27 protein-coding genes and 2 tRNA genes are annotated in these 26,903 nt (G+C 45.7%); 6 read left to right on the forward strand and 23 right to left on the reverse strand.

What is annotated here, in order from left to right:
- Positions 1-185: 185 nt before the first annotated feature.
- From AC1S8V_RS20355 to AC1S8V_RS20385, 7 genes are all read right to left on the reverse strand, one after another.
- The gene (locus AC1S8V_RS20355) at positions 186-1,268 is read right to left on the reverse strand and encodes a DUF3626 domain-containing protein (RefSeq protein WP_482070510.1); all 1,083 of its coding nucleotides are present in this window, start codon (positions 1,266-1,268) and stop codon (positions 186-188) included.
- A gap of 184 nt (positions 1,269-1,452) precedes the next feature.
- Positions 1,453-2,019 (reverse strand): DUF3221 domain-containing protein, encoded by a 567-nt coding sequence (locus AC1S8V_RS20360; protein ID WP_482070511.1) that lies wholly within the window; start codon positions 2,017-2,019, stop codon positions 1,453-1,455.
- 125 nt (positions 2,020-2,144) lie between these two features.
- Positions 2,145-2,459: a hypothetical protein gene (locus AC1S8V_RS20365; protein ID WP_482070512.1), complete on the reverse strand. Its 315-nt coding sequence runs from the start codon at positions 2,457-2,459 to the stop codon at positions 2,145-2,147.
- A gap of 306 nt (positions 2,460-2,765) precedes the next feature.
- On the reverse strand, positions 2,766-4,481 hold the full coding sequence (locus tag AC1S8V_RS20370; protein ID WP_482070513.1) for an ABC transporter ATP-binding protein: 1,716 nt from the start codon (positions 4,479-4,481) through the stop codon (positions 2,766-2,768).
- A 44-nt stretch (positions 4,482-4,525) separates the two neighbouring features.
- Entirely contained in the window at positions 4,526-5,557 is a 1,032-nt protein-coding gene (locus AC1S8V_RS20375) for a FecCD family ABC transporter permease (RefSeq protein ID WP_482070514.1), read from the reverse strand.
- A 2-nt stretch (positions 5,558-5,559) separates the two neighbouring features.
- The gene (locus AC1S8V_RS20380; protein WP_145322955.1) at positions 5,560-6,615 is read right to left on the reverse strand and encodes a FecCD family ABC transporter permease; all 1,056 of its coding nucleotides are present in this window, start codon (positions 6,613-6,615) and stop codon (positions 5,560-5,562) included.
- A gap of 273 nt (positions 6,616-6,888) precedes the next feature.
- The gene (locus AC1S8V_RS20385; RefSeq protein ID WP_482070515.1) at positions 6,889-7,626 is read right to left on the reverse strand and encodes a glycerophosphodiester phosphodiesterase; all 738 of its coding nucleotides are present in this window, start codon (positions 7,624-7,626) and stop codon (positions 6,889-6,891) included.
- 231 nt (positions 7,627-7,857) lie between these two features.
- On the opposite strand from AC1S8V_RS20385, the gene AC1S8V_RS20390 reads away from it, so the two are divergent.
- Complete coding sequence (locus tag AC1S8V_RS20390) at positions 7,858-8,124, forward strand: hypothetical protein (protein ID WP_482070516.1); 267 nt, start codon at positions 7,858-7,860, stop codon at positions 8,122-8,124.
- Between the two features lie 221 nt (positions 8,125-8,345).
- Here the strand turns inward: AC1S8V_RS20390 and AC1S8V_RS20395 are convergent, their stop codons facing one another.
- From AC1S8V_RS20395 to AC1S8V_RS20415, 5 genes are all read right to left on the reverse strand, one after another.
- Entirely contained in the window at positions 8,346-8,474 is a 129-nt protein-coding gene (locus AC1S8V_RS20395; RefSeq protein WP_482070517.1) for a YjcZ family sporulation protein, read from the reverse strand.
- A gap of 120 nt (positions 8,475-8,594) precedes the next feature.
- A complete protein-coding gene (locus AC1S8V_RS20400; RefSeq protein ID WP_482070518.1) occupies positions 8,595-9,179 on the reverse strand; it encodes an LOG family protein in 585 nt (194 codons plus the stop codon).
- A 421-nt stretch (positions 9,180-9,600) separates the two neighbouring features.
- Positions 9,601-10,020 (reverse strand): hypothetical protein, encoded by a 420-nt coding sequence (locus AC1S8V_RS20405; protein ID WP_017687369.1) that lies wholly within the window; start codon positions 10,018-10,020, stop codon positions 9,601-9,603.
- Positions 10,021-10,125: 105 nt separating this feature from the next.
- Positions 10,126-10,803 carry a uracil-DNA glycosylase gene (gene ung / locus AC1S8V_RS20410; RefSeq protein WP_482070519.1) on the reverse strand — a complete coding sequence of 226 codons (678 nt, stop codon included), beginning with the start codon at positions 10,801-10,803 and terminating at the stop codon, positions 10,126-10,128.
- Between the two features lie 238 nt (positions 10,804-11,041).
- A complete protein-coding gene (locus AC1S8V_RS20415) occupies positions 11,042-12,262 on the reverse strand; it encodes a MalY/PatB family protein (RefSeq protein ID WP_482070520.1) in 1,221 nt (406 codons plus the stop codon).
- 251 nt (positions 12,263-12,513) lie between these two features.
- Here AC1S8V_RS20415 and AC1S8V_RS20420 point away from each other — a divergent pair, with 251 nt between their 5' ends.
- Entirely contained in the window at positions 12,514-13,221 is a 708-nt protein-coding gene (locus AC1S8V_RS20420) for a helix-turn-helix domain-containing protein (protein WP_017687366.1), read from the forward strand.
- Positions 13,222-13,365: 144 nt separating this feature from the next.
- Here AC1S8V_RS20420 and AC1S8V_RS20425 read toward each other — a convergent pair whose 3' ends face one another.
- The 3 genes from AC1S8V_RS20425 to AC1S8V_RS20435 all read right to left on the reverse strand — a co-directional run bounded on the left by AC1S8V_RS20425 (position 13,366) and on the right by AC1S8V_RS20435 (position 17,521).
- The gene (locus AC1S8V_RS20425) at positions 13,366-16,287 is read right to left on the reverse strand and encodes an insulinase family protein (RefSeq protein ID WP_482070521.1); all 2,922 of its coding nucleotides are present in this window, start codon (positions 16,285-16,287) and stop codon (positions 13,366-13,368) included.
- 463 nt (positions 16,288-16,750) lie between these two features.
- Positions 16,751-16,836 (reverse strand) — tRNA-Leu (locus tag AC1S8V_RS20430).
- A 235-nt stretch (positions 16,837-17,071) separates the two neighbouring features.
- Positions 17,072-17,521 (reverse strand): hypothetical protein, encoded by a 450-nt coding sequence (locus AC1S8V_RS20435; protein ID WP_482070522.1) that lies wholly within the window; start codon positions 17,519-17,521, stop codon positions 17,072-17,074.
- A gap of 206 nt (positions 17,522-17,727) precedes the next feature.
- Between AC1S8V_RS20435 and AC1S8V_RS20440 the strand changes: the two genes are divergently transcribed.
- A complete protein-coding gene (locus tag AC1S8V_RS20440) occupies positions 17,728-17,952 on the forward strand; it encodes a hypothetical protein (protein WP_017687353.1) in 225 nt (74 codons plus the stop codon).
- Positions 17,953-18,144: 192 nt separating this feature from the next.
- On the opposite strand, the gene AC1S8V_RS20445 is transcribed toward AC1S8V_RS20440, so the two are convergent.
- Together AC1S8V_RS20445 and AC1S8V_RS20450 are read right to left on the reverse strand one after the other, a co-directional pair.
- On the reverse strand, positions 18,145-18,627 hold the full coding sequence (locus AC1S8V_RS20445; protein WP_449004869.1) for a NucA/NucB deoxyribonuclease domain-containing protein: 483 nt from the start codon (positions 18,625-18,627) through the stop codon (positions 18,145-18,147).
- A gap of 109 nt (positions 18,628-18,736) precedes the next feature.
- Entirely contained in the window at positions 18,737-19,885 is a 1,149-nt protein-coding gene (locus tag AC1S8V_RS20450; protein WP_482070523.1) for a sensor histidine kinase, read from the reverse strand.
- A gap of 313 nt (positions 19,886-20,198) precedes the next feature.
- On the opposite strand from AC1S8V_RS20450, the gene AC1S8V_RS20455 reads away from it, so the two are divergent.
- Both AC1S8V_RS20455 and AC1S8V_RS20460 read left to right on the forward strand, forming a co-directional pair.
- A complete protein-coding gene (locus AC1S8V_RS20455) occupies positions 20,199-20,387 on the forward strand; it encodes a DUF6199 family natural product biosynthesis protein (RefSeq protein WP_482070524.1) in 189 nt (62 codons plus the stop codon).
- A gap of 143 nt (positions 20,388-20,530) precedes the next feature.
- Positions 20,531-21,757 (forward strand): MFS transporter, encoded by a 1,227-nt coding sequence (locus AC1S8V_RS20460; RefSeq protein ID WP_482070525.1) that lies wholly within the window; start codon positions 20,531-20,533, stop codon positions 21,755-21,757.
- A gap of 111 nt (positions 21,758-21,868) precedes the next feature.
- On the opposite strand, the gene AC1S8V_RS20465 is transcribed toward AC1S8V_RS20460, so the two are convergent.
- The 5 genes from AC1S8V_RS20465 to AC1S8V_RS20485 all read right to left on the reverse strand — a co-directional run bounded on the left by AC1S8V_RS20465 (position 21,869) and on the right by AC1S8V_RS20485 (position 25,516).
- Entirely contained in the window at positions 21,869-22,198 is a 330-nt protein-coding gene (locus tag AC1S8V_RS20465) for a DUF1904 family protein (protein ID WP_145323102.1), read from the reverse strand.
- Between the two features lie 160 nt (positions 22,199-22,358).
- Positions 22,359-22,481: a sporulation protein YjcZ gene (locus AC1S8V_RS20470; RefSeq protein ID WP_083679583.1), complete on the reverse strand. Its 123-nt coding sequence runs from the start codon at positions 22,479-22,481 to the stop codon at positions 22,359-22,361.
- 115 nt (positions 22,482-22,596) lie between these two features.
- Positions 22,597-23,271 carry a hypothetical protein gene (locus AC1S8V_RS20475; RefSeq protein WP_482070526.1) on the reverse strand — a complete coding sequence of 225 codons (675 nt, stop codon included), beginning with the start codon at positions 23,269-23,271 and terminating at the stop codon, positions 22,597-22,599.
- Positions 23,272-23,414: 143 nt separating this feature from the next.
- Positions 23,415-24,968, reverse strand: a complete 1,554-nt coding sequence (locus AC1S8V_RS20480; protein WP_482070527.1) for a tetratricopeptide repeat protein — start codon at positions 24,966-24,968, stop codon at positions 23,415-23,417.
- 284 nt (positions 24,969-25,252) lie between these two features.
- Positions 25,253-25,516 (reverse strand): hypothetical protein, encoded by a 264-nt coding sequence (locus AC1S8V_RS20485; protein WP_482074624.1) that lies wholly within the window; start codon positions 25,514-25,516, stop codon positions 25,253-25,255.
- Here AC1S8V_RS20485 and AC1S8V_RS20490 point away from each other — a divergent pair.
- On the forward strand, positions 25,406-26,572 hold the full coding sequence (locus AC1S8V_RS20490) for an IS701 family transposase (RefSeq protein WP_482074491.1): 1,167 nt from the start codon (positions 25,406-25,408) through the stop codon (positions 26,570-26,572). The two genes, AC1S8V_RS20485 and AC1S8V_RS20490, sit on opposite strands and share 111 nt — an antisense overlap.
- Positions 26,573-26,778: 206 nt before the next feature.
- Here AC1S8V_RS20490 and AC1S8V_RS20495 read toward each other — a convergent pair.
- Positions 26,779-26,852, reverse strand: a tRNA-Ile gene (locus AC1S8V_RS20495).
- Positions 26,853-26,903: the final 51 nt, after the last annotated feature.

Consider the following 26,903-nt stretch of genomic DNA (forward strand, 5'->3'; position numbering starts at 1 on the left):
CTATAGTCAGTAATCCGTTTGAATGATAAAAAAACCTTGAACGGCTAGGCACTCAAGGTCGTTAGAATACTATTATTGAGTAACAATTTAAAATTCAGGAGATACGCAAACAAGTAGGAAAAAGAATTTGGTGTTTTAGCATTTTTATCACTACATATTCAATATTTTTAATTTCGAAAATGTTTTCACTCTTCCATTGGCTTTCCATATCTCACTAAGACATGCCAGAGTAATTTTAACTCTTGTAGAACTTCTTTGTAGGTTCCTCGATCGCTCCAATGGCTTGGGTTTCGTTTCAAGTCCATAGCTGCAGAACCAATGATATTTGCATCAATCAAATCACTTTTTGCAATTCTCTTGGCTAGTGAAGGCATCGAAGGACCTCGAAAATCCATAGGAACGTCATCAACTAATAGTGTAAAGCCCATGTGCCAGTGGAGATCAATTGAATACTTTAAACATGTCTGCTCTAAGATTCTTCCTGTATGGGTGCCTTTAAATGATGGGTCGGCAACAAGCATCTTTACATCTTTTTCAAGGGAAATGTCACCATGAACCTGAGCTTCGATATAATGGTCCAGATTTCGGTTTTGCTCTTGGTTTGATGGATTTTGGAATGGTTTCTCAAGATTGACGTGCATATGGTCAATTAACTTTTGAACCGTTAGATTTCTTTCACCAATGGCAAAATTACTATAGAATACATCCCTCATGAGAGCAGCCAAAATGAGGTCAAATTCCTCATACGTTCCCTTTTCCTCAGGTTCTTGATGAGAATCCAAATATGTATACGTGCAACGTTGAGAGACCTCAGTGGATAAAAGGAAATAACATGATCCAAAACGCGGAGCAGGTCCATCGGGATGTAACATGACATTGAGTGCCCCATACTTGGGACGTTCGCTATTGGTTGAGCCATTTATTTGGTACGCTCCGCCAAACATTTTATTCTCCCAATCACGTTCACCGCCTGAAAATGCGGATACACTTCCATTCGATAAAAAAGTTTCAAATTGACTTTTATAAACTCCCTGCTCAAGTAGTGCTTCAGCCACGCTTTTCATATTCGGATCTAATCGATCTGGGTGAAAGTGTAAAGCGATACTTGCATGAGATTTTAGTTTAGTGATAGCATCTTCAAATGTATTAAGCTTGATGTTGGACATACGAAGAATTTTCCTAATGGTTTGCTCCGCCTCATTTATTCGGCTTCTTGCATAATTGGTTACATGCTCTTGAGCTAATTGCTGAGACCTTGATAATTCCATGGCAGAAGAGTCCTTTCCCTTTTTTTAAAATCATAATACATGATGGACAGTGAGGGAACTTACAGATGGAGTAGTTAAACTAACGAAGGCTGGATAGCCGAATATATTGGCTCAGTTCCGTCTTCCCATACTTTTACATAAAGTGCATCCACCAAGAAAAGGAGATCTCCTGACGGTTCAAAAATCATTTAACTTGTTCCTCGTCCTTCACGGTCACATGAACGACTTGCCCTTCATTTGCTGTCTTCGCATCTCGCATCTGAATGGTCCATGTCTCTGTATCTGCATCAAACCGGGTGTCCTCTATGACGGGAATATGCATGTTCTCTGCATCAAGTGAACGTAGTCCGCTACGAATCGCATCCGCATCCGTCATGTGCGCACCATCCGGTGCCACTGGACAAGATACCGCTATCTTATCTGCTCTGGCCTGCCCAGGATAGGGCTGATTTTCCGGGCCTCCATCCGTCCAGATCTCAACACGGGAGCCGATCTGCGGATCAGGCGCATTGGAGAACCATTTTGCCGGATAATACCGACTGTTTCCTCCATTGGAACTGTAATCTTGAAATGCGGGATCAACAACAAGAATGGAATCTTCTTTGCGTTCAACCACATAACCAGTGAATCCATCTTCACTTGGTGCATTTGCTTGAGTCTGGACGGAGTTGCATTCAATATGTCCTGAACATCCCGTAAGGCATACGATCAGGATTGAGAGCAATATGAGGACTCGACGAAGATTGGTCATATGTAAATCCCCCTTTAATAACACCTCTTTCTAAATTTAACGTTCCATATCAGGTTATTGTTGCGAATTCAGCCTTTAGCTCACGCTTAACTTCCTGACGGGCCCAGCACCATCAACCCAAATACTCATTTCTTTATATCCCTTTTGTACACGTACCTTCCCCAGATCACCAATGTTGCGCATAACAAGACAGCACAGTAGGCCCACACAAACAGCATGGCAAGCCCTAACCCAATGTTAGCATCCAGGCGTTCATCCACGATCTCTGTGTACAATGCAAAACCTAGTGGTACAGCGCCCACCAAGAAGAGTCCGATTAACCATCCACCCCAGCGTCTGAAGCTTGCACCCCCTCCAGTACTGGAGAGCTTACGAATCCCTTGAAGCAAGAGTAGTAGAATCAAAATGAATATCAGGCAGGTGATGAGAATTTTCAGCATGTTTTTCGCCTCCTACGTGGATTAATCCATTTGTGTCAAAGCATTCCCTCTATATCACGTTCCGTTCCACAGGAAGGATATGCGAGAGATCTCATCATGATGAACATATCATAAAATTGTAAATGTAAGCTTGATTATATTTACCCCGTTTACTGCTCGATGATCTTCCTGTGACGGTAAGGCAGTACCTCAGACTCACACCCTTAATCATGAAAAAGAAAAAAACGCCACCGCCCTGACTCCTTCCAAGTCAAGAACGATGGCGTTACTTCTCGTATTAACATTGTTACATCTACATCGAACAGATTACGCGCCAAACTGCGCATAGTGAAGGCGGCTGTACACCCCACCTGCTGCGAGTAATTCTTCATGACGTCCCTGCTCCGTAATGCCTTGTTCGGCAACGACAATAATGCGGTCTGCATTTTTGATCGTAGCCAGCCTGTGGGCGATAACCAGGGTGGTCCGGCCCTCGGACAATTCCGCAAGGGATTGCTGAATTGCTGCTTCCGTTTCTGTATCCAGCGCGGATGTAGCTTCGTCCAGGATCAGAATTGGCGGGTTTTTCAGGAACATACGGGCAATGGACAAACGCTGTTTCTGTCCACCGGACAGCTTCACGCCGCGTTCACCAATTAACGTATCCAGCCCTTCCGGCATGGACTGAATCAAAGGTTCCATCTGTGCACGTCTGGCAGCCATCCAGATTTCTTCTTCGGATGCATCCAGCTTGCCGTAGGCAATATTCTCGCGAATGGTTCCATCGAAGAGGAATACATCCTGTTGTACAATACCGATCTGACTGCGCAAGGAGTCCAGCGTCATGTCCTGTATCTCCTGACCATCAATCGTGATGCGACCTTCCAGCACATCATAGAATCGTGGCAGCAGACTGCACAGCGTTGTTTTCCCTGCACCCGATGGACCGACGAGGGCCACGGTTTCCCCTGCATGTACATTTAGATCGATACCTTTGAGCACAGGCTCCTGATCCGAATAACCAAAGGTCACTTGCTCATAACGAATATCTCCACGCAAATGGGATACCGATACGGCCCCTGGACGATCTTCTACATCCGGTTCCATATCAAGTAGCTCCGTATACCGTTTGAAGCCTGCAATCCCTTTCGGATACGTCTCAATAACCGAGTTGATCTTCTGGATCGGTGTCAAGAACACATTGGACAACATAATAAATGCAATGAACTGACCGTAGGTCATACTGCCTTGAATGACAAACCATGTTCCGCATACCAGGACAAAGAGAGACACCAGCTTCATCAGCATATAACTGACTGAGGAGTTCCAGGCCATGATTTTGTATGCGATCAGCTTGGTCTGACGGAAGCGACCGTTGTTCACAGCGAATTGTGCTTTTTCATGCTCTTCATTGGCAAAAGCCTGAACAACACGGATACCTGTGATATTGTTCTCTACACGAGCGTTGAAGTCCGCAATATCTCCGAACATTCGGCTGAATGCCTTGGACATTTTGCTACCAAAGTAGAGAGACAGATAAATAATCAGCGGCACGATGATAAAGGTTAACACCGCCAGATTGCCGTTAATGCTCATCATGATGCTGAATGCACCAATCAGCGTCATAACCGCAATAAATACGTCCTCTGGACCATGATGGGCAATCTCACCGATATCCATTAGATCGTTAGTCATGCGGGACACCAGGTGTCCTGTTTTTGTATTATCGAAGAAACGGAACGATAACTTCTGCACATGATTAAACAGACTTTTACGCATATCCGTTTCGATGTTAATGCCCAGCTTGTGTCCCCAATAGGTGACCACGAAGTTCAGGAATGAATTCAGGAAGTAGATGCCCAGCAATGCCAGACACGCCCATAGAATCCAGTCCCAGCGGCCGCCTGGCAGCAGATCATCGACTACCCGGTTGACCGCCAGTGGAAATGCCAGCTCCAGCAGGGCGACCAGAATCGCACAGCTAAAGTCAAGAATAAAGAGCTTTTTGTAAGGCCTATAATAGGCAAAGAAACGGCGAAGCATGGACTGAAGTCCTCCTTATGCAACCACACAATAATGATTACGTTCTATTTCGTCTTGCTTAAGAGATACAGGAAGTATGGCGCACCAATAATGGCAACCAGAATCCCCGCAGGTATCTCCGAAGGCTGTAGGATGACACGGCCCAGCGTATCTGCAACCAGCACGAGCAATGAACCGATCAGCGCAGATGCGGGTAACAGGAACTGATGTTTTGGACCCACCAGACGACGCGCCAAATGCGGTCCGATCAGACCGACAAAACCGATACCACCGCTCACAGATACACATGAGCCCGCAAGCCCTACGGCAGCCGCAAGCAGAATCAACCGCTCACGCTCAACCGGAGTCCCGAGTCCACTTGCAGTCTGGTCCCCCAGATTCAATACGTTCAATACACGTGCCTTATACAGCACTAACGGAATAAGAATGAGGAGAAACGGCAGCAATGCCGTTACGAATTTCCAGTTCGACCCCCAGATGCTGCCTGCCATCCAGGTAGCTACGAATTGGTACTTTTCCGGACTAAGCCGCAATGTAAGCACGATCATAGCCGAGCTGATCCCTGCTGCTACCCCGATCCCGGTAAGTAACATACGCGTAGGCATGATGCCCTCTCCTTTTTTGTAGGAGAGCACATAGATCAGAAATGCAGCAAAACCCGAACCGATCAGGGCCAGAATGGGCAACAGAAATACCGGCGCTGCTGCGGTTGTCGGGAAAAAGGAAACGAAAAGCATGACAACCAGTCCAGCACCTGCATTAATCCCGAGGATACCCGGATCTGCCAGCGCATTCCGAGATACCCCCTGCAAAATACAACCAGATAATGCGAGTCCCGCACCGACCATTACCGAAATCACAATACGCGGCAGACGGAATTCAAACAGGATTAATTCCTGTTTTGCCGTGCCTCCGCCAAACAGGGTACGCATCACCTCAAGCGGCGAAAGCTTGGTAAAACCTGTGTTCATACTCACCACAAAAGCCGTAATAATTAATAGGGCAAGCACAATGAGGACTATCGCACTCTTGGCTCTCTTTTTGCGCTCTGCTCCAACTATTGTTGAGGATTCCATCGTTACAGAGTCCTCCTTTCTTTACGCGCCAGATACAGGAAGAATGGCACCCCAATGAGGGCAACCAATGCGCCAATTGGCGTCTCGTACGGCGGGTTAATCATACGTGCAGCCAGATCCGCAAATACAAGCAACAGACTGCCCATTACTGCGGAACATGGAATAATCCAACGATAATCCACTCCAACCAACTTTCGCGTAAGGTGGGGGATAATGAGTCCAACAAAACCAACCGCACCCACGACGGACACGGCCGTACCTGCGAGTATTAGTACAACAATCAGGCCTATGAGCTTAATCAGACCCGTACGTTGGCCTAAGCCAACGGCAATATCTTCTCCGAGGCTAAGCAAAGTAATGGAACGGGAGATGAGAAGACCTGCGATCAGTGCCGCGAGTACCCACGGGAACATAACCTCCAATTGAGACCACTTTGTTCCGGCTACACCGCCAGCTGTCCAGAAAGCCAGATCTTGTCCAATTCTGAAATACAATGCAATCCCTTCACTGAGTGCAGACAACATGGCTGATACAGCCGCACCTGCAAGGACAAGGCGTAGAGGTGTAAGACCCGATTTGGAAGCTGCACCAAAACCATACACCAACAGGACCCCAAGCCCTGCTCCAATGAATGAATACATAATGATGTACATAAATGGCAAGCCCGGGAAAAAGGCAAAACAGATCGCAAGCGCAAATCCAGCGCCCGCATTCAGCCCAAGCAGTCCGGAATCGGCCAGTGGGTTACGGGTCATACCTTGCATGATCGCACCAGCTACAGCGAAGCAGGCACCTACCATTGCTCCGCCAAGAATACGTGGCAACCGAATCTCCCATATGATCTGATGCGGAGTCAGCTCAGGATTGAAGTCGAAGATAGCCTTCCAGACTACACCAAGCTTAATATCGGCAGCGCCAAAAGAAATGGATAAAGCCATACCCAGAGCGAGTAATAAAATTCCCCCTGTAAGAATAAGTGTGGCTGCCCACGGACGAGTGTGAATCTTCGCTGTGGGTGATTCCGGATTATGATTTGCTGGTGAAGCTTTTGAACTCATACGCGCCCACCCTCGTTATGAGTAGAGCTGCTCAAACCTATGTACATAACAATCACCTCTCTATAAATACCGAACTTTAATGATATTGATTCTCATTCCCATAGATCATTGTAAGTGAATCCACGGTCTCTGGCAATGGACAAATGGGACATGTTTATTGCATATATGAAGATTTGCACACAAATTTGCACGAAAAAAGGCTGCGCGGAGCCGAAAAGCTCGAACGCAGCCTAGTCATTGCATATGTAGAACACATGTAAAACACAGACTTGATTAGTGGGCATGTACCGTAATTAAGGATGCCAGGACATCAGGAACATCGGTAATGATTCCTTGTACACCCATGTCAATCATGGCCTGCATCTCGGCGGGATCATTCACCGTAAATGGATAGGTTACAACGCCATGTGCCAGTGCTGCAGCAATATCTTCGTGTGTAACTGCCAGCTTGTAGGGATGAAGACCAGAAGCTTCAAGTTTAGCAGCATAGTCATAGGGACGATACAACTTTTCCATATATAAAAGCGCTGTACGAATCTCCGGGGCAAGACGCTTACATCTCACCAGTGAAGCATGATTGAAACTGGACAGGACGACCTGTTGCTCCAGCTTCCAGTCCCGGATCGCCTGTATAATCTTCTCTTCCATTCCCTTGTAACTCACAATACCATTTTTCAATTCCAGATTCAGCAGGGTGCCTTTCCCCTGTACCAGCTTGAATAACTCCTCCAGAGAAGGAATACGTTCCCCGGCAAAATCGGCATGAAACCATGACCCGGCATCCCGTGTGCGCAATTCATCATAAGTTGTATCCTTAACCCAACCTTCTGCACCCGCAGTTCGGCTTAACGTCTCATCATGAATTAGTACCAATCTGCCATCACTCGTCATCTGCACATCGGTTTCAATCCCTGTCGCTCCAAGTTCCAGACTTCGTTCAAAAGCACTCATCGTATTCTCGGGGCATACGGCAGATGCACCACGATGGGCAATAATCTCCATGTTCCTCATTCCAGCGCCTCCTGCGTTCAACATTAACTCTATGATCCTCACTATAAACACCGTTTGTTAGACCTGTATTAACAGAGCGTTTAATTACATGACTCCTTCGCTACTAGTAGCTGTATAGTTGAATATCCAACGGGCTGGGGATTCACTCATTTTTGCGAACTCAATCTGGAAATCGACATAACATAGTATGAACGATGGAAGCACTGCACTCCGTTATAAGGAGGTTGACTATTGAACTCCTCAAAGAAAAAATCGATACCTATGCGCCCTCGCACATCCCAATTACAGTCGGCTTCCAGGCATTCCAGAGCATCTGTCCATATCAAAAACAAATCCGGCAAGACGGCTAATCAGCGTTCCTTTAACTCCAGTTCACCCAACACACTGGATCAGCTGGCTATTGTTGCAGCTATACTTTCCTTAATTGCGGCCGCCATCGGGCTATATATCGCCTGGAAATCGTTAAGTAATCCGGATCAAACGGCTGTTGTGGTGTAAGCTGCTTGATAAGCAGCGATTAACTCAGGAGGCTCTCTCCTGCTTCTGACGATATTATTCAGGGGCAGGTTTTTGCTTTTTCAATCGCTTAACGTATGCTGAAAACGTCAAAAAACCGTTCCCCTGAAACGCCAGCATATACCGGCGTCTCTTTGGAAAGGTCATTTTCTTATTCGGCGCTGCCTCTGCAGCGCGATCCCCATCCCGGGATGTTGACCGAATTACAGAACGAATGTGCGAGAGATGATAACCAACAGTATGAACAACACCAGAATTGCGCCTGTCGATGTCCATGCTCCACCACTGAAGCCTCCGCCGGATCCGTAACCTGTGCCTTTGAGTTCGCTCATGAGTGACACTCCCCTCTTCATGAAAGTACACTATAGACTATGTCCAATAGCGCGACTTGCTTGGGCAGATCGAAAATTCTCCTCAGAAGCGATTGGTTACAGCTCCCTATTCTTGTACACTCACTGTCCGTTCAGCTGTGACCACTTCTGGGTTAACTCTGCCGGAATATAGGACGACATCTGGTTGAGCAGTTCAGCTGGATCAGATTCCAGACTCCACAGACTCAGATGTGACGTGTTGGAGAAGCCTTCCTGTACACTATGTTCTACCATCTTCATCAGCGGTCCATAATATCCATTGACATTCAATAAGCCCACAGGCTTGCGATGAATGCCGATCTGTGCCCAGCACAGTACCTCAAATAGTTCTTCAAATGTACCCATGCCTCCGGGAAGTGCAATGAATCCATCGGATAATTCCGCCATTGTAGCCTTCCGTTCATGCATGGTTCCCACTTCAATCAGTTGTGTGAGCCCTCCATGAACAACCTCGCCCCGGAACAATCCGGTAGGCATAACCCCGATTACTTCTCCCCCTTGCTCAAGAGCAGCATCGGCTACTGCACCCATTAAGCCCATGCAAGAACCACCATAGACCAGTGCATACCCGCGATCGGCAATCTGTTTGCCCAGTTGAACAGCCTTCTCTGTATAATCGGGGTGATTTCCCGGATTGGAGCCTGCAAAAACAGCTATACGTTTCAATGGATTTCACTCCTTCTCATGATCTTTTTAGATTGAACTAAAGAATATTTACACTTGCCACTTCGATGACAGAACAACCTTCCGATCGCTGTTATCCCCAGATTTTTTGATTCAATTTTACAAAGGTGAATATCTTGGGATAAAGGCGAACGCTCCACTTCTTCAGGTTATTTCTGCCCTCTACGTTCTCGTGTAAATGTTTAGTTCAATTTATCTATTTTAATAGTATACAACATGAATGTTATGGGTATGTACAACAGGTTAACAGAACCAATGGACAAAAAAAACCCGACCGTTTGCAGCCGGCCGGGCTCCCATTTCAATACACATCAATTTAGAAGGGGTTGTTATACCTAATATACAGACCGAACATTAAATCCGTATGATCTTTGCATGAAATGAATATTAAATCTTCTTGTATCTAACGTATCCCACGGCGTGAACGAACGACAAACATATGTTTGTCTTTACGAAGAACCCGACCATCTGCAAGTTCAACCTGATCCTCGTCATGACGCAGAATTGTCGTGGATAACGCTACAATTTTGGCCCGGCGCCAGATCATAACCTGTGATTTGAAATAGATGGCATTTTCGAACTGAATCGCCTTTTTCATCACATATCCAACCTTGTGCACTTCAGAACGTGCTTTCTTTAAGGGAAGACTCTCTTCGGGAAGAGGTCTGATCATTGCAATATTGTCAAACGATACCTTGATCCGTTTCGGTCCGATCCGTACACATTCCGCTTCTTCATCCCACTCGACCAGCGTTCCCTTCAATGGCTCCCGTATGCCTGTTGCACGATATACCGCTACTTTTCGTCCTATCCAATGTCGCAATGTCCTCACCTCCATCTGTCTATATAAGTTGACTACAGATTATTTACACAGACACTACGATGACAGAATAACCTTCCAATCGCTGTTATTGTGTAAATGATTAGTTCAACTTATATCGTTTTCCGGTATCGTCCAATCGATCGGTTCAATACCTTTGGAGGTCAAGAAGTCATTGGCTTTGGAAAAGGGACGACTGCCGAGGAATCCACGATGCGCAGCTAGCGGACTCGGATGTGTAGACTCCAGTACCAGGTGCTTGTCCCTGTTAATAAAAGCACCTTTCTTCTGGGCATGACTGCCCCATAGCATATATACCATCGGCTCTGAACGTTCATTCAGCGCGCGGATTACAGCATCCGTAAACGTCTGCCAGCCCAGTGCCTGATGCGAGTTCGGCTGACCTTCACGGACCGTCAGAACGGCATTTAATAGCAGGACTCCCTGCTGCGCCCAATGGACCAAAGATCCATGATTCGGAATGGGCAGGTCCAGATCCGCCTGAAGTTCCTTGTATATATTTTTCAGAGAAGGCGGTACGCGTACCCCCGGTCTAACCGAAAAGCTCAATCCGTGAGCCTGACCCGCTCCGTGATAAGGGTCCTGACCAATAATAACAGCCTTAACCTGATGATACGGAGTCAGCTTCAGTGCGGAGAACAGGTCTTCTTTGGGCGGAAAGACTGTCTGCGTTTTATACTCGGCGGCGAGGGTGTAACGAATCTTGTTAAAATATTCGGCTTCCGTTTCTTCCTGAAGCACCTTGTCCCAGTCGTTTCCAAACATATGTATAGACTCCTTCCCCTGATGAATGCAGATTCGTGCAGCCCAACTACAGGCTCTTCATTCTGAGAGCCGCATGTCATGCAACTCATAGACTATCCACCATTTTAACATAACCGGGGACAGCAGACCAGAATGGAACATCAGGGTATACGTTACCTCAAAATAAACCTTGTTCTTGCTATATTCATTACACTCATCAGAAAAAGTCACCTCGCTGTTGCGTGATGACTTGATGAATCTACACTTGAACGGTTACCTCTTCGACTACATTCACGAGCACACTGCTGATTCTCCGTAATCCTTCCTGAAGGACAGAACGGGGACAAGCCAGATTCAATCGAATACAACCCTCTCCATTCGCTACAAACATATGACCATCTTCGAGCAACACCCCCGCTTGCTCAGCGAAGAATAAAGGTAGACTTATATGCTCGGGAGCATATGCCGAGATATCAATCCAGGCCAGATATGTGGCTTCTGGAATATGAAAGACGGCCAGCGGCAGATGTTTCTTCACATACTGTTCTACGTAGGCAAAATTGGCATCGAGATAACATTTCAATTCTGTCAGCCATTCATCACCCGTTTCGTAAGCCGCCTGAGTGGCAGCGATGCTCAGCGGGTTTTCGAAACCATAATGGCGTGCCTGCCAGATGCCTCGAAGTGCCTTATTCGGAATGATGACATTGGAGAACATCAGACCCGCCATGTTGAATGTTTTGCTCGGGGACATGCATGTAATGATTCGATCCGTATCCGGGAACAGCTTTGCGAGTGGCGTATGTCTTTTGCCTGTCCGCAGCAGATCACAGTGAATTTCATCCGAAATAATCCACACATTGTTCCTAAGACAGATCTCACCCACACGCTGTAACTCTTCCGTTGTCCAGACGCGTCCAGACGGATTATGGGGGTTGCAGAAAATACATACCCTTACCTTCTCATCCTTGGCCTTGGCTTCAAAATCCTCAAAATCAATCGAGTAACGCCCCTGCTCGTTGATCATATCCGAACATACCAGTTCAAGATTGTTATGCTCCGCAGCTGACTTGAAGAAACCATAGGATGGGGTCACGATTAGTACTTTCTCATCCGATTGACAGATATATTCCACCAGTTCATACAAAGCGGGGATGATCCCGTTCGAGGTCTCCAAATGCTCCTTTGGGAAGGACCAGTCGTAGTATCTCTTCATCCAATTCGAAACAGCTTCATAGTATGCCGGATCAAATACCTGAGAATAACCCATGATTCTACGGTCCAGACGTCCCTTAACTGCATCCAGAATCTCGGGAGGTGTGGCAAATTCCATATCTGCAATCCACATGCGAATAAATTCTTCATCTTTGAATGGAAAAGTCATGTCCTCTGTGGCGTTAAAAATATATTGACGGAAACCATCCGTATTCATGGCATTTGTTCCTGTGCGATCAATAATCTCATCAAAGTCATATTTCATAGCTTCTGCTCCTCTATCTGCTTTACTTTTTCATTGTCGTTTCATGTCGTATTACATCTATTATTTCATGACGCAGGAATTGCATCAAATGTAATACAATCTATTCTGACGAAACAAATGAAGTTTATTGTTTCTTCAAAATAGGTATTTCCGTGAAAAAGTGATATATTTCTCATATAACATCATTTTTATGAATGACTTTCATCATTTTCACGTACTCTCAAGAAACATTGGCATAAGGAGAACCGGTTATGAACAATATCAATCAGGAAGTTGGCAAGAAAATACGAAACTTTCGGAAGTGGCGGGGGCTGACCATTCAACAGCTGGCGGATCAGATCTTCAAGAGTAAGGGCACGCTATCCAAATATGAAAGCGGAGATATTACACTTGATCTGGTCACGTTACACCATATTGCGAACGCACTCAACATTCAGGTGGAGCAACTCTTGTACCAAGAACCTAGACACGCTTCTCCCCTGATGAATGCGGTCCCGTCCAGCTTTTTCAAGAACTCCACCCGTTTCTATTCCTACTTCTATGACGGGCGTAACAACAGTCTCATTCGTTGTGTCATTGATATGATGGCTCAGTCGGATGCCAACCGTTATCGCACCGTAATGTATATGAATGTGAAGGATTTTGAGAACTACCAGGAGTGCGAGAATATGTATTGGGGCCACACCGAGCATTATGATACACTCACCACGCTGATTTTGAAAAATCAGGCTACGCCGCTGGAGAACCTATATATTAATATTCTGGCGTCTTTTCAGGAATCGGAGAAAAAATGGGGACTGATGGCTGGTGTCTCCTTCAGACCTTTCATGCCTATCGCGCTCAAAATGTTATTCTCCAGAACCCCGCTGCCCGAGAATCAGGAGTTATATAATGAATTAAAAATCTCAAAGGAAGATCTGCGGACCCTGAAAATATACAACATGCTCGCCGTCACGTGAACAATGCAGCGTGTCACACATTCTCATATGGGATGGAGACAGTCCCTCCCCATTAGAAAAGGCACTTCTATAGCTGTTGAAACCAGCTCATAAAAGTGCCTTTCGCTTTGACGCCTATTCGATCGGGGAATAAGCGACTAACGCTTAGTTTTTAATTAAATCCAGCGTCTCGTCAAACATTTGCTTCTGTTCCTCAATCTTGTTCTCATTACCGATCACGCAGCGCTGTTGCTGTTCAAGTATGGCCGATAAGAGCTCAGCAAAACCGATAATGTCGCTTTCCTTCGTGCTTAACACTTCGTCACGTTCCTGTTGCAGGTCCGCTTCAGTCACATTCGACAGATAACACTCCAGCGAGAACGCCCCTTCGCCATAAGGTGTTCTCGGCGTATCGAGATCCTGAATCGCACCAATGATATAACGCGTCATCTCCCGCTCGTCTGCCCGGAAATCGGTCAAATATTGCGGTATTTCTTCATATACTTTGTACGTTTTATCCAGGTTCGGATCACGATACGATGCAACGTAGCTGTCTCCGTTTCGTCTGAAGCCTGACATACAGCCATAGGCCCCGCCTTTGGCGCGGATATTGGTCCACAAGTAATCCAAGGACAGAATTCCCTGCAAGACCCGTAGTGAACCGGTGTATTGATATCCTTTGTCGATATAATTGCCCGTTTGCACCACGTACTGCACCTCTGAAGGGGAACGGAATCCTTCCTTATGAGTTGCAGGTGAGAACGTAAACTCTTCCTTGGCAACCTCATGTGTGAACAGCTTCGCTTTCAGATCGGACACCTGTTGCTCCAGTCCTTCATATCCCTGCTCATCGGCAGTGTAACTAACAAGCAAGTTCTCCGGTCTGAAAATATACCCCGTCAACTCTTGCAGACTGGAAGATAACTCTTCTTTTCTAGCCTCAAAGTTCGCCTGAAGATCCTCAAGCCACTGGTAAAAGGCAATGCCACTTACAGCTTCTCTGAAATCCGCAACCGCTGAATGTTTGGACGAAGACCGGCCAATTCCCGCAGAGTGTCCGCTATTGATCAGATTACGCTGCAGATTGCCCTTCATCTGTGAGATGATCTCGTACAATCGCTTCGAATTATCGAATCGGGACGTGAACACGATCTCTTTGATCATGTCAAAGGCAAATCCAAGCTTGTCATATAACACTTTTGCGTTGAACTCATAGGTAGCCTTGAATTCATTGTGCTTATGCGCGTTGGCATAAGATCCAATCCCGCTATGAATACCGCCTGAATGGATATGGATTTCATTGGACAGTTCATTGAACGAGTAGTTTTGAGTGTCCACGTAACCCAGTACATTCTTGAGCAATCCTGCATACGGCAGGAGATGACGTGGCACTTCTTTGATATCGAACAGCAGTCTCAGATAACCAATTCCGTTGGTGTAGAGGTTATGATGAAGAATGGTTGTGCCGTCGACCTGGTTCACCGTTTGATGCAACGTAGAGGCCTTCGATTCAATATCTTCAATCGATAACGTCGGAATGACCTGCTGCTGCTCTTTGGTTGAAGGTGTATTCTGATACTCGGCGAGTGCCTCCGTTTTCTGAATTAACGTCTGAACTTCTTCCTCGCTAAGACCGGCCTGAATGGTTTTCAGACGTGCTTTCAGCGATTCTTCTTTGCGTGAATTCAGCCCCTTATCCGGGGTAAGCGCCACAAAGGAAGTATGTGTGTTTTGCAATATATACTTCTCGATCAATTGCTCGAAGTAACCTTCGTTCATTTTCGTCCGCAGTTCAGCAAATACGTCATTGGCTTCCAAATGGGTGAATGGTGCTTCCTCATCGTACAGCCAGCTTTGCAGGGAAGAGAATCCGTAGATCAGGCCCTTCGGCATTCTGCCATAGTCCGCTTCTCTATGATTGAACTCATACGAGTTAATTCCAGCAAGCAACGCTTTAGGATCAAAGCCTTCTTTCACCACACGCTCAAGCACTTCTTTGACCGTTCCCAGGAAATCCTCTTTGCTCGCCAGGTTACTCTTCTTCAGTCCAACGGTGAATACAGGCTGATACAGGCTGTCATCATACGAACCGTAGACATCCTTGGCAATGCCCTTATCCAGCAACGCCTGCTTCAATACCGCACCCGGAGCGTTCAGAAGGGCGTATAGCAAAATTTGAAACGAAATGTTCAGTTCCTTATCCAGACTTGTGCCGATCACCGCATTGTAGGTCAAGAAGCTGTTATCCACTTCCGATTCCGTACTCCCCGCAGAGTAAGTCTTGACCGTATCCACCCGCTCTGCAAAGGCAGGTTGAAGTTGAATGGCCGAATCAATCTCGATTCGATCATATGCACTCAGATAGTTCTCATCGAGCCATTGCAGCTTCTCTTCCATATCCATATCCCCGTAGAGATAGATGTAACTGTTGGAAGGATGATAGTATCTCGTGTGGAAATCCAGCAGCCCCTGATACGTTAGATCCAGAATAGCTTCCGGGAATCCGCCAGACTCGGAGGAGTATGTGGTATCCGGGAAAAGGGAGTTCAACACTTCTCTGCGCACCATTCGTTCCGGCGAAGAAAAGGCACCCTTCATCTCGTTATATACAACTCCGTTGTAGGTTAATTCATCATCTGCAGAGGCCAGATTGTAGTTCCAGCCTTCCTGCAAAAATATCTTTTCATTCTCATAAATATTTGTATTCAATACCGCATCCAGGTAAATATCCATCAGGTTATGGAAGTCATGATCATTACGACTTGCGATCGGATAGATCGTCTTATCGGGATACGTCATGGCGTTAAGGAATGTATTCAATGAACCCTTCAGCAACTCAACAAAAGAATCCTTGGCCGGAAATTTCTTGGACCCACAGAGCACGGAGTGTTCGAGGATATGGGCTACCCCTGTATTGTCTTCCGGAGGTGTGCGGAAACCGATACTGAATACTTTGTTGTCATCCTGATTGGACAAAAGTACAATTTTGGCCCCGGATTTCTGATGTTCCAACAGATACGCATCCGATTTCAGTTCTTCAATTCTGCGCTCCTGTAACACCTTGTATGGCTTAAGCTGTTTCAACATAAACTTGAGTCCTCCGTCCATAAGATTGTTTTATTGGTTTTGTGACTCTATACAAGTTCAAATATGGTTATTTACACGGGCACTCCGATGACAGAACAACCTTCCGATCGCTGTTATCCCCAGATTTTTTGATTCCCTTTTGAAAGGGAAAATCCGGTGATAAACGCGAACGCTTCGCTTCTTCAGGTTATATCTGTCCTCTCCGTTATCGTGTAAATGTGTAGTTGAACCTATATCGTTCAGCAAGGTAAAGGTAATATATGCCTACAGATAGTATACACCATTGTTCCGTCTCTTCATAAAAGTCAGGTAAATGTACCTTCTGATATGTATTATGCAGGGTTTATGTTTATGAACTGCATGGTGAAGTGATCAGCTACAAGATGTTATTCATAGTAAAGAACATAAAAAAAGATCGCATGCAGCTTGGTTAACAAGCGTCATGCGATCTTTCTTTTTAAGATGCCGAGGACCGGGATCGAACCGGTACGGTAGTCACCTACCGCAGGATTTTAAGTCCTGTGCGTCTGCCAATTCCGCCACCCCGGCATGGATATTATTTCTTGGCGACAAGAAATATCTTACCATGAACTAATTAACTTTGCAACACTTTTTATTAAAAATAATAAAAAAATGAAACAGGCACTGCAAGCGTCAGCTCACAGTGCCTAGAAAGTCCGAGTTGCGGTCCCGGACTTCCGGTAAACCAATCTATATTAAGGGAGGTGTAAGATAAGAATACCTCCCCAACATTAAAGAAACCTAAAATCAGCCTTAAATTAAACTAAAAAAGTAGAATGGGTCGAACACGAGCGGCTTCTTCCTCACTGCATTCCACGATAACCAGAATATGGTCCTTTAACAGCCAATCTTCATAGTACCGTGCATCCTCTTCCGAGATCCCTGCTTCCGTCAGTGTAAGCACCAAATCATCGGTCTCACTCCCCATCTCATTACCAGCGAGCCTGCGTACTGCATTTCCGATCGACATCGTCTGATCCATTCGCTTCCCCAGACCAGCCAGTATGCCTCTCAAAGCGCCAAAGGCACCATCCGTTCCAGTACCCTTCAAAGCCTTGGGCAACCCCGTCTTCTCACTCACCAGCTCAAGATTAAGCTGTTCCTTCGCAACCGCTCCCACATATTTATCCTTGATGCCTTCCTCTTTCACCTGATTCAGCATCAATATCGCCTCGTTCTCGGTACGGGCCAGCCCAATAATCAATTGTGTCATTCCGTTCCCCTCCTTTACCCTAATATAACCCCGTAACCCCCATTCAAAAACGGCTAAACCACAGCTAAGACAAATCACCTATAGAATTGTTGATTTCTCTTCTGGAAATCTATACCTAGTTCTGATAGACTAGATAAAGAAGTCAAATTAACCATTGAAAACATTGACATATGGATTTAACATCTCATAATCAGGAGCAATGACTTATGAAAAAAGAGGTAGAAATTGCCATCCGGCGCAAACAACAGATCATGGTTCGTAATACAAGCGGTCAGACGGTAACCGGGTTTCCCGAGCGTACCGCCGATACATCCATTCTCTCCTTACGTACCGTTCACGGCAGTCTGTGGATACCGTTTGATGAGGTTGAACACGTTACTCGTCTGTTAAGCATCCGGTCTCACCATTTAAGTGGAATGCAACTCGTATAGTCGGATCTGTAATTATAGAAAATCAGTTCTCGTATAGATACGTCAACAAGATCCATTTATTCCAATCCTTCATACCAGAAAAACCAGACGACTGAACGTCTGGTTTTTCTCTTCACCTTTTCCTGTACCATGCTGCCACTGCCACGCAACGAAGGAATTACTATCCTTTTTCTGCTCACCCATTTCCTGTCGTTACTTCACTACAAACTTCACTCGTGTTCCATCTGGATATGTACTTAACTGATTCCCTACCCAAGAACCTGCACCGCGATTATCCTTCGGGGTAATGTACTGGATATCTGCACCTGTGCCTCCCTCAGCGCACATCGCCATAGGCCACTCATCCCGATCCTTACCCTTTTTGACCGGAACACCCTTGAGTGACAAATCCCGATTGCCTTCGGCTCCACTACGATCAATGGTGCATACATCCGAATGCCCTGCCTTGATAGCAGCTTTAATATGGTTGGCCGTTTCGGGATAACGCTCTGAAGGGAACGTAATGGTATGGTCTACACTCTTGTTAGTCCCCCCGAATGGAGAAGGTATCTCCTCCGGCCATTCTCCTCCAGCCCAGGCATAAAGGGCTACCAGCAGCATCGCTACCAACGTCAGTACCTGCTTTTTGAAGCCTTGCTTACCTTTGCGTTTTCGTCTTGTGCGTCTCTTACTCATGCTGTGTCTCCCCCATTCACCACTTGCATTATATCAGAACGCCCGTTCGTAAAACAATACAATACATTAAAAAAACAGCCGAGGCTGCTCAGCTGTTCTAAATTGATTATTATCCTACATTGGGAATGGCCTGTTGGCGCAGCAAGGGCATTGTCACCTCAAACTGTGTACCTTTCCCCTCGGTACTCTCCACAGAAATCTGACCATTCATCAGTTCCAGCAGTTCTTTGCAGATGGTCAGACCAAGACCGCTTCCGCCAAATCGGCGCGCATGGGAGATGTCGGTCTGGGTAAAGGCATCAAACAATTGTTCGATCTGATGCCGAGGAATGCCAATTCCCGTATCACGCACAGAGAATACCAATACAACGGTATCCATCAGTTGTTGCCTCACATCCACCTGCAACTGCACTTCACCTTGTTCTGTGAACTTGATCGCATTACTCAGCAAATTATCCAGTACCTGTCGAAGTCTTAATGGATCACCCATAAGCACATCAGGAACATTCAGATCAGCGTGACAGAATAAACGTATTTGTTTATTCTGCGCCGCAGGCTCATGTATCTTCATAATCTGTTGAATCAGCTTCAGAGGTTGAAATTCAATATTCTCCACATCCATTTTCCCTCTGCCCAGTTTCGCCATATCCAGACTATTGTTAATGATGTTCAGCAGCACCTCACCCGATTGACCTGCAAGCTCCAGATATTCTTTCTGCTCATCCGTGGTTTCACCCATACTGGCAAGTTCAATCATGCCCATAATGCCATTAAGCGGGGTACGAAGCTCGTGATTCAGCTTGCCGATGAACTCCAACTGTCCTCTGCTGTTCATCTCAGCCATGGAAGTCGCGAATTTCAACTGCTGCTCGGCATACTTCCGTTCTGAAATATCGTATTGAATACCTACAAAATACAAACACTCTCCGGATTCATTAAAGATCGGATCAATATTCAGTTCGTTCCAGAACTTCTGGCCACTTTTTGTATAATTTAAGATATCAATCTTAATGGACTGTTGTTTCTTTAATGCATCACGAATCTGCATTACCGTTTCGGGGTCAGTGTCCTGTCCTTGCAAAAATCGGCAATTCTGTCCGACAGACTCTTCATAGGTGTACCCTGTCAGCCGGGTAAAATGTTCGTTTACATACAAGAGCGGAAGCTCAGGCAGGGTAGCATCGACTACCGTCACGGAGGATTTCACTTTCGAGATGATAAATTCCCATTGTAATGAGAGTTGATTATTTGGGCTCATGCCTTCCTCCTTCATCTCATACACGTTACTGTTTGTATATTCTGTTTTCGTACTTTATATGAAGATACAACTAACCGAATGGTATGTGTTGATATAAAACCAATATATTTTAATTGTAACACAGTTATTCAAATGATGTGATTCATGGGTAATAGTTGATAACTAATATTCGACTTAATTTAACTTGTCATCAGGAGGAACACAAATGAAATTTCTGTTAATTATTATCATTATTATTCTGATTGTGGTCATCTTTACCAGACGCAAACGTTAAGATGAGATCTGTTATGTACGTTAAGAAAGGAAGATGGGTATGAGAACCCTCTTTTTTATATTCATGGTACTCTGTATCATCAATTTCTGTTTCCCAAAATTCGGCTGGTATCTACGGTATGGCTGGATTTCCCGGGGTGAAACGGAGCCCAGCAGGCCCTATATGACTATGGTCAGAATGACCAGCTTGTTGATGTTGCTTATCGCTTTCACTCTAACTATGGCATGATCTATAGAAATCCGAAAACAACTGTCCTATTGGGCAGTTTCTTTTTTTGTGCTGAAATGACGGGAAAATGATAACTTTGTTTGTGGTGCGAAGATGACAATGCCCGTAATATAGACATATCGTTTCGGAAAGGACATCTTGGCATGAACATCGCATTTTATCCGTATTGGGCTGCCAAAACGCTGCTCTCGCTTATTAATATCATATATATCATGGTCATCACTACGTATATTTACGGTCTGACTGGATCGGTACTCTATGCTGCGATGTTTCCATTCATTCGGATCATCGCACACATAACAGCAGGATTTACTTTGCCATTACTTGTGAAGCGTTTCCCATTCTCCAGACTGTTGATCGGCATTCCCGTAGCCAAAGCATTCATCATGACTGGGATAGCCCTTTCGTTGAATCACTTGACCTCACAACTGCCAGTTCTGTTGATCGGGGTTGTCATTCTATCCTTTTTGGAGGGATGGGAATCTCCGTTACTGGATGCTTTAGCGCCACGATTGGTTCAGGGAGAAGACCTGGTGAAGGCCAACAGCCTTCTCTCATTCTCCAATCAGACTGTCACCATTGTCGGATACGCCATCACAGGATTCGCAGTGATGAACTGGGGTGCGTCACAGATATTCTGGGCAGCTACAAGCCTGTCCTGGGCCGTTCTGATCTTCCTGATTACCCTTGGCTCCCTCACACGGGATATTGTAGAACAACCCGAGAAATCTACCGTCAAGCTAGATGTCATTAGAGAAGGCTGGAATATGCTTTGGAAGAATCCATCCTTACGATTGATTACGCTTATGGACATTGCTCAGGGTCTGGCCAGTTCCATCTGGATTGGTGTTATTACACTGGCCTTTGTGAAAGAAGCACTGGGACGAGGAGAAGGTTGGTGGGGACTCATGAACTCCAGTTACGCTGTTGGAACCCTGCTTGGTGGCTTTCTGGCTCTTGCTCTGGCCAAATGGATTCAGAAGCATCTGATCGCTAGCATGACCATGGGGTCGCTTCTCTTCGGCCTGATGACCATCGCTTATGGTTTAAACAATCTTCCTTGGCTTGCTCTGCTATTATGTATACTCATGGGTCTGGCTTACCAGATACGTGATGCGGTTCAACACACAGCGCTTCAGAACAGTGTACCTGTCGAATCTCTGTCCAAGGTATACGCCGCACACGGCGTCCTGATCTCCATGGTCATGAGTATCTCCATCGTCATCTTCGGTCTGGTCGCCGATCAACTCGATATTCAATGGGTATACCTCATTGGTGGAGCCTTGTTTATCGGGTCTGCACTATGCTCTATATCGTTGAGCCGGGTATACAGGAGCCACCGCGTTGCTAAGCAATCGATGAAGATCTAAAGCAAAAAGACGAGCAACAATCTGCTCGTCCGAGCTGTTTCCGAGAAGGATCGGAAGCGGCTCTTTTTTATAACAAAAACATCTGTTAAGCACCCAGATCCCCGGGCAGTCTCAATCCAATCGATAATCTGTCAGCGGCTTGCCTTGTTTATAATACAAAGCGGGTGACAATATATTGAAGAAAATATGCACATCCGGCATGTATGCTTCTTCCAGAATAGCCTGCAACGACGATGCAATCCGGTTATGAATCTCCTGGTCACGTTGAAACATCAGAATCTCTATTGAAGCTGGAGAAGGTGTTAGCGCTTGTACATCATGACGCTCTGCCTTCATTCTCTCCCGTGGAATATGAGTAATAAGGGCCATCTGCTCTGTAATTTGGGGTACAACTTCCTCTAGCTGAGGACCTGTGAATCCTTTAAAGCGAATAAACGGCATTGCTATCCCTTCAATCTCTGTTAATAGTCTCTTATGTGATTTTAAGCACATTGTTTTCAGTTGTCAAATGTCATGGATGGCATATATTGCTTCTTAATTAATAGGAAAAGCCCCGCCGAAGTCTCAGCGGAGCCACTGTTTGCACGATTCTATACGTGACTTACAGCCAGAAAGATTTTGTGATGATCACGAGCAGGATGAAAAGCACGAGAATTGCACTTGTGGAAGTCCATCCGCCGCCGAATCCACCAACATTACCACAACCGTATCCAACTTGACTCATTTGATTGGCCTCCTTTGAATTTCAAGGTATGCCATAACATATGCATATTCCGTGCAAGTGACCGGGCGAATCGGCAAGTTCATCAGCCCATTCATCTGGGATTTATGCCGATGCTTTAAAAGGATGGACTAACAGTAATATTCATTCGGTTTTCTTGCGTCGTGTGACTTGAAGGAGCTATATCTCCTCTATTCAGAAGAATCGTACGAGTACGTGTATCACTATGAGATGCCAGAATAACCTCTCCGCCCGGCGCTATACAATAGGCGATGGAAATGGAGATCTCGCTATCGCGGTAGGAACCATCCGCATGGCTTGTCCCCATAACGACGCATTGATGCTGCAAGGCAATCTGCCGAGCGGCTTCGACCCATTCGCTATACTGTTCTTCACTGAACATGCCCACACCAATCGAATGCATAATGATGTCCACGTGTTCTATATTTTCGTTGCGAAATCCTTGCAGGACCAGTTCATCACACAATAAAGTGCTTATCACCCACCCTTTCTCCTCAACCACTTCAGCAGATGTATATTTAGCTTTCTCCAAGACAACCTCTCCAGCCTTACTGATGATAATCGACCGGTCTTTCGGACGTTCGTCTAACCTGCGATGACCTGATACAATCATAGTTCCATATTCAGCCGCCAGACGACAAGCTTCCTCGACATTCTGGTTCAGATAACCTTCAGGAAAAAACAATACATCTGCATCAGGGTGTTGCTTGAGTTCGGCTTCGAGCTGCAGTAAATGCTCTTCCAGCCTCGGTTGTCCAATGATAATCTTCATCTGGCATCCCCCATTCAATAATAAAAGCCGGTTCATACCTGACTAAGGTACGAGACCGGCTTAAAGGTTGTACGGACAGAACTTCTGCTCATCGTACTTCGCTTCAAGAGTAAGTGGTTCTAATGCTACTACAATTATTTTGTTCAGATCAACTCAAAACTCTGCAGTAACGCTGTCGCCTCTTCATGATCAGGTTCCAGAGCCAGTACTTTATGGGTATATGCCAGGGTCTCTTCTTCCAGTTCAAGTTCATAACAGCACACAGCCAAATCGTACAAGACGGCTGGATTGTGGTTACTCGGATCTGCAACCAAAGATATCTCCAGAAACCGTTTCGCATCCTCATACATATACATCTCATATAATAGCTGCCCTGCCAGAAATGCCAGCCCCCCTTGCTGCTCCATCACATAGTAGGAGGACCACATCGTATGAATGCCGGACTGAATATCGAGCATTTCCTCATCACTTGCATCAGGAAGAAGACTGGAAATGTGCGTAGCACTGTGAATCAAGAACTCCGCATCATATCCGCCCAGGCGCCAAAACGGTAAAATATGCTTCAACTCCATACTCTCTATTCGAGAGTCTACCCATTGTTTCATGCTGAAAAAGTCATCCGGTCCAAAACGTTCGACAAATCGATGGTAGGCCAGCCGCGTGTTCACATAATCCATCGGTTCTTCCAACATCAACATGCACCCAACATTCAGATCTTTATAATGATGTGTCGTGAATCGAGTATGGGCGCCCTTTTGGTCCAGGACATATTGAATCGCATGGTAGTTGGCTGTTAGAGAAAAACTCCCGTGAAGAACGAATTCGGGTGGCTCTGCGAACTTCCAGTTATCCAGACGATGATCCCCTTTATCAGCGGTAATCAACACATAACCTGACTGTGACAATTTGTTCAAGCGTTCAAGACAGGACAAGCCAATGGCAGGAAAAAGAATATGTGAATCCTCCAACTCCGCCTTGTACAATGTGATCAGCTCCGAATACGGATAGTTATCTGCACTGTATTCGGGCGCCCGGCGATACTCATAACTCAGCGTCATGTTCTTCAGCATCTCAGCGGGATCAAGTTCACGATGATCCGGAGACTGAACAAGCAGATCACACTCATATATCTCTCCATCCCCAATGTAGATTAGTTCCTGCGGGATGCTGTCAAAAAAGTAATTGGCAATCAACAACAACGGTTGTTTCAGATCACCGGGCTGAATAACCGTGCCTGCGACGACCAGATTCAATTCCATATCTTCTACAGCGTCAAAACGTGCAAAATCCAGTATGCCTTGTTGAATAAAGGATTGCATCGAGGGATGCTCTTTCCAGCCCAGCACATTCTCTGCTACAAGATCAGTCATCACATATCTGAATGGAGGTAACTCTATTCCGGCAAAATCCTTTAACTCGATCAGTTTAACGAGGATTTGATGTGCCAAACGCCCAACCCCCGCCCCAAGTTCCAGAATGGTCACGGTCTCAGTGATCTGTCCCTTGTTCGCGAGGTCCTGGAGAAAACCAAAAATCATCTCTGCATACGCCGTTGCAATCATTGGATTACTGGTGATATATTGAGGCACCTGATTCTCAGTCCATGCCTCCAGCCCTTTCTGTTCATAATAAGCTCGTTGCCAATCCCAGACCGGAGCTTCACTGTAACGAAAACGTTGACTTTCATTTGACGTCATTAAACGTTAAACCTGCTTTCTATCTAGAATTTCATAAGATTCTTAGATGTTCACGTATTACTTTATTTTCGAATACCATTCCAATCTCTGTAATGTATTATATCATAGAACCTTATCTACTCGATGGAGTTCAATGTTCCCCTTCAACAAGAATAAAACCTACTTTTGAGGGCAGGCCTATGATATGTTTCATTTAAGAAAGATATTGATCTAGTTTACTTACTTGAGTCTTGTAAAAAACGTGCTGTCGGACAAATGGAATTAAAGTCAAATCGTTAGAACTTTTATCGAATAGGCAGACAGAAGAAGGACATCCAGCCTTGTTGGAGAAATTGTCGTTTACCAAGACCACAATTTCCAGATAAAGGAGATGTCCCACTCTTATGGTATCCCTCTACCTGCCCATCGTCAAGTTTATTTTGTCTCTCCACTTGCACATGTCGAAGCCGCAGCTCAGCCATCTGTTTACGCTTGTTCAAGGCATCATTCTCTGTGCCGGAAGGAAGAATATCACTCAAATTCAGCATGCGGCCAAGGGGAATCGTCATTTAAGCAGTACGACGAATTTTCTGAATCATTCACCTTGGTGTGTAAATCGGATGCAACGACGGCGTATGGAGAGGATCATGAAGCAGATTTCTGCTAAATCGGGTGATACACGAACTCCTGTATTCCTCATCGTGGACGACACGTGTTGCAAGAAAGACAAATCGACCAAGAAAATGGAGGCACTCAGCTTTCAATATGCTCATGAAGCCGGGAAATCGGTGTGGTGCCATTGCCTGGTCACTACACATGTGGTTGCTGCAGAGGGCTCGTATGCTTGGGATTTTCGGCCGTACTATCCCGAGAAGTACTGCCAATCTCAGCGTCTGCCTTTCCAGAGCAAAAATGATTTGGCGCTAGAGATGGTCGAGGCGTTTCCCATTTCAAAGGATGAACGGGTCTACGTCCTCATGGATAGCTGGTACACCAGCGAAAAGGTGATTAACGCGTGTAACCGTAAAGGATTTCATGTCATTGCCGCCGTCAAAACCAATCGCCGGATTCGCCCGGCAGGAATTAACATGCCTTTAGATGATTTCGCTCAGCAGTACATTCGCAAGTCTGACCTCCACTCCGTTACGGTAGAGGATCAGGGAAGGTACTGGGTCTACCCTTACGAGGGTCCGGTGAGCAGCATCGAAAACGTCAAACTGTTGCTGTCCTGGAAGGACGAATACACCGTTTCGAGCAAGCCGCAGGTTTGTCTCCTGTGTACGGATCTGTCTTTGGATCTCGTTACGATTCAAAGGTATTATCACGTGCGCTGGAATATCGAGACGGGATATCGATACTTTAAGGAACTGCTCGGCTTTGACCAGTACCAATTGCTTTCGTTTCGCGGTATTGAACGCTTTTGGGCGATCCAGTTCTTGACGCAGAATTTCTTGGAGTATCAGCGGCAAGAGTGGATGAAGCATGCGTCGAATCTCACCCTAGGTGATGTGGTACGTCGCATTCGAGAAGAGCATTTCGGGCAAATGATTGTCTTCGTGTATCAACAAGCATTAGAAAAGAAGCCTCTTTTCGACATTCTGAAATTGCTTCGGTTGTCTGCCTAAATCGCTCGATCCCCCAACACACGACAGGTCTGCCTTTTTCAAGACATTCAGGTCAATTTTGCAAGACTCAAGTTACTTAGTCAAGGAGGCTCAACGTTAGTCGGAATACACGGCTCCGTCAAAATTGATGATAATAAGTTACCTTTTGGTCCAGCACCTAAATGAAGACAGAAAAAAACCCTTGCTCAGCAAGGGTTTCAAGAGTATGGGCCCTACAGGACTCGAACCTGTGACCAATCGGTTATGAGCCGACCGCTCTAACCAACTGAGCTAAGGGCCCTAGACATAATGTATAACGTGCAGATGATGGCTGTGAATCATCCAAGTGAAA

This window comes from Paenibacillus sp. B46(2026), from assembly GCF_056786355.1.

Excerpts from the sequence above, each read along its gene's own strand:
- AC1S8V_RS20355 (WP_482070510.1), bottom strand. The coding sequence starts at position 1,268 with ATGGAATTATCAAGGTCTCAGCAATTAGCTCAAGAGCATGTAACCAAT.
- AC1S8V_RS20360 (WP_482070511.1), bottom strand. The coding sequence starts at position 2,019 with ATGACCAATCTTCGTCGAGTCCTCATATTGCTCTCAATCCTGATCGTA.
- AC1S8V_RS20365 (WP_482070512.1), bottom strand. The coding sequence starts at position 2,459 with ATGCTGAAAATTCTCATCACCTGCCTGATATTCATTTTGATTCTACTA.
- AC1S8V_RS20370 (WP_482070513.1), bottom strand. The coding sequence starts at position 4,481 with ATGCTTCGCCGTTTCTTTGCCTATTATAGGCCTTACAAAAAGCTCTTT.
- AC1S8V_RS20375 (WP_482070514.1), bottom strand. The coding sequence starts at position 5,557 with ATGGAATCCTCAACAATAGTTGGAGCAGAGCGCAAAAAGAGAGCCAAG.
- AC1S8V_RS20380 (WP_145322955.1), bottom strand. The coding sequence starts at position 6,615 with ATGAGTTCAAAAGCTTCACCAGCAAATCATAATCCGGAATCACCCACA.
- AC1S8V_RS20385 (WP_482070515.1), bottom strand. The coding sequence starts at position 7,626 with ATGAGGAACATGGAGATTATTGCCCATCGTGGTGCATCTGCCGTATGC.
- AC1S8V_RS20395 (WP_482070517.1), bottom strand. The coding sequence starts at position 8,474 with ATGAGCGAACTCAAAGGCACAGGTTACGGATCCGGCGGAGGCTTCAGT.
- ung (WP_482070519.1), bottom strand. The coding sequence starts at position 10,803 with ATGTTTGGAAACGACTGGGACAAGGTGCTTCAGGAAGAAACGGAAGCC.
- AC1S8V_RS20415 (WP_482070520.1), bottom strand. The coding sequence starts at position 12,262 with ATGAAATATGACTTTGATGAGATTATTGATCGCACAGGAACAAATGCC.
- AC1S8V_RS20420 (WP_017687366.1), top strand. The coding sequence starts at position 12,514 with ATGAACAATATCAATCAGGAAGTTGGCAAGAAAATACGAAACTTTCGG.
- AC1S8V_RS20425 (WP_482070521.1), bottom strand. The coding sequence starts at position 16,287 with ATGTTGAAACAGCTTAAGCCATACAAGGTGTTACAGGAGCGCAGAATT.
- AC1S8V_RS20435 (WP_482070522.1), bottom strand. The coding sequence starts at position 17,521 with ATGACACAATTGATTATTGGGCTGGCCCGTACCGAGAACGAGGCGATA.
- AC1S8V_RS20440 (WP_017687353.1), top strand. The coding sequence starts at position 17,728 with ATGAAAAAAGAGGTAGAAATTGCCATCCGGCGCAAACAACAGATCATG.
- AC1S8V_RS20445 (WP_449004869.1), bottom strand. The coding sequence starts at position 18,627 with ATGAGTAAGAGACGCACAAGACGAAAACGCAAAGGTAAGCAAGGCTTC.
- AC1S8V_RS20450 (WP_482070523.1), bottom strand. The coding sequence starts at position 19,885 with ATGAGCCCAAATAATCAACTCTCATTACAATGGGAATTTATCATCTCG.
- AC1S8V_RS20455 (WP_482070524.1), top strand. The coding sequence starts at position 20,199 with ATGAGAACCCTCTTTTTTATATTCATGGTACTCTGTATCATCAATTTC.
- AC1S8V_RS20460 (WP_482070525.1), top strand. The coding sequence starts at position 20,531 with ATGAACATCGCATTTTATCCGTATTGGGCTGCCAAAACGCTGCTCTCG.
- AC1S8V_RS20465 (WP_145323102.1), bottom strand. The coding sequence starts at position 22,198 with ATGCCGTTTATTCGCTTTAAAGGATTCACAGGTCCTCAGCTAGAGGAA.
- AC1S8V_RS20470 (WP_083679583.1), bottom strand. The coding sequence starts at position 22,481 with ATGAGTCAAGTTGGATACGGTTGTGGTAATGTTGGTGGATTCGGCGGC.
- AC1S8V_RS20475 (WP_482070526.1), bottom strand. The coding sequence starts at position 23,271 with ATGAAGATTATCATTGGACAACCGAGGCTGGAAGAGCATTTACTGCAG.
- AC1S8V_RS20480 (WP_482070527.1), bottom strand. The coding sequence starts at position 24,968 with ATGACGTCAAATGAAAGTCAACGTTTTCGTTACAGTGAAGCTCCGGTC.
- AC1S8V_RS20490 (WP_482074491.1), top strand. The coding sequence starts at position 25,406 with ATGTCGAAGCCGCAGCTCAGCCATCTGTTTACGCTTGTTCAAGGCATC.
- AC1S8V_RS20485 (WP_482074624.1), bottom strand. The coding sequence starts at position 25,516 with ATGACGATTCCCCTTGGCCGCATGCTGAATTTGAGTGATATTCTTCCT.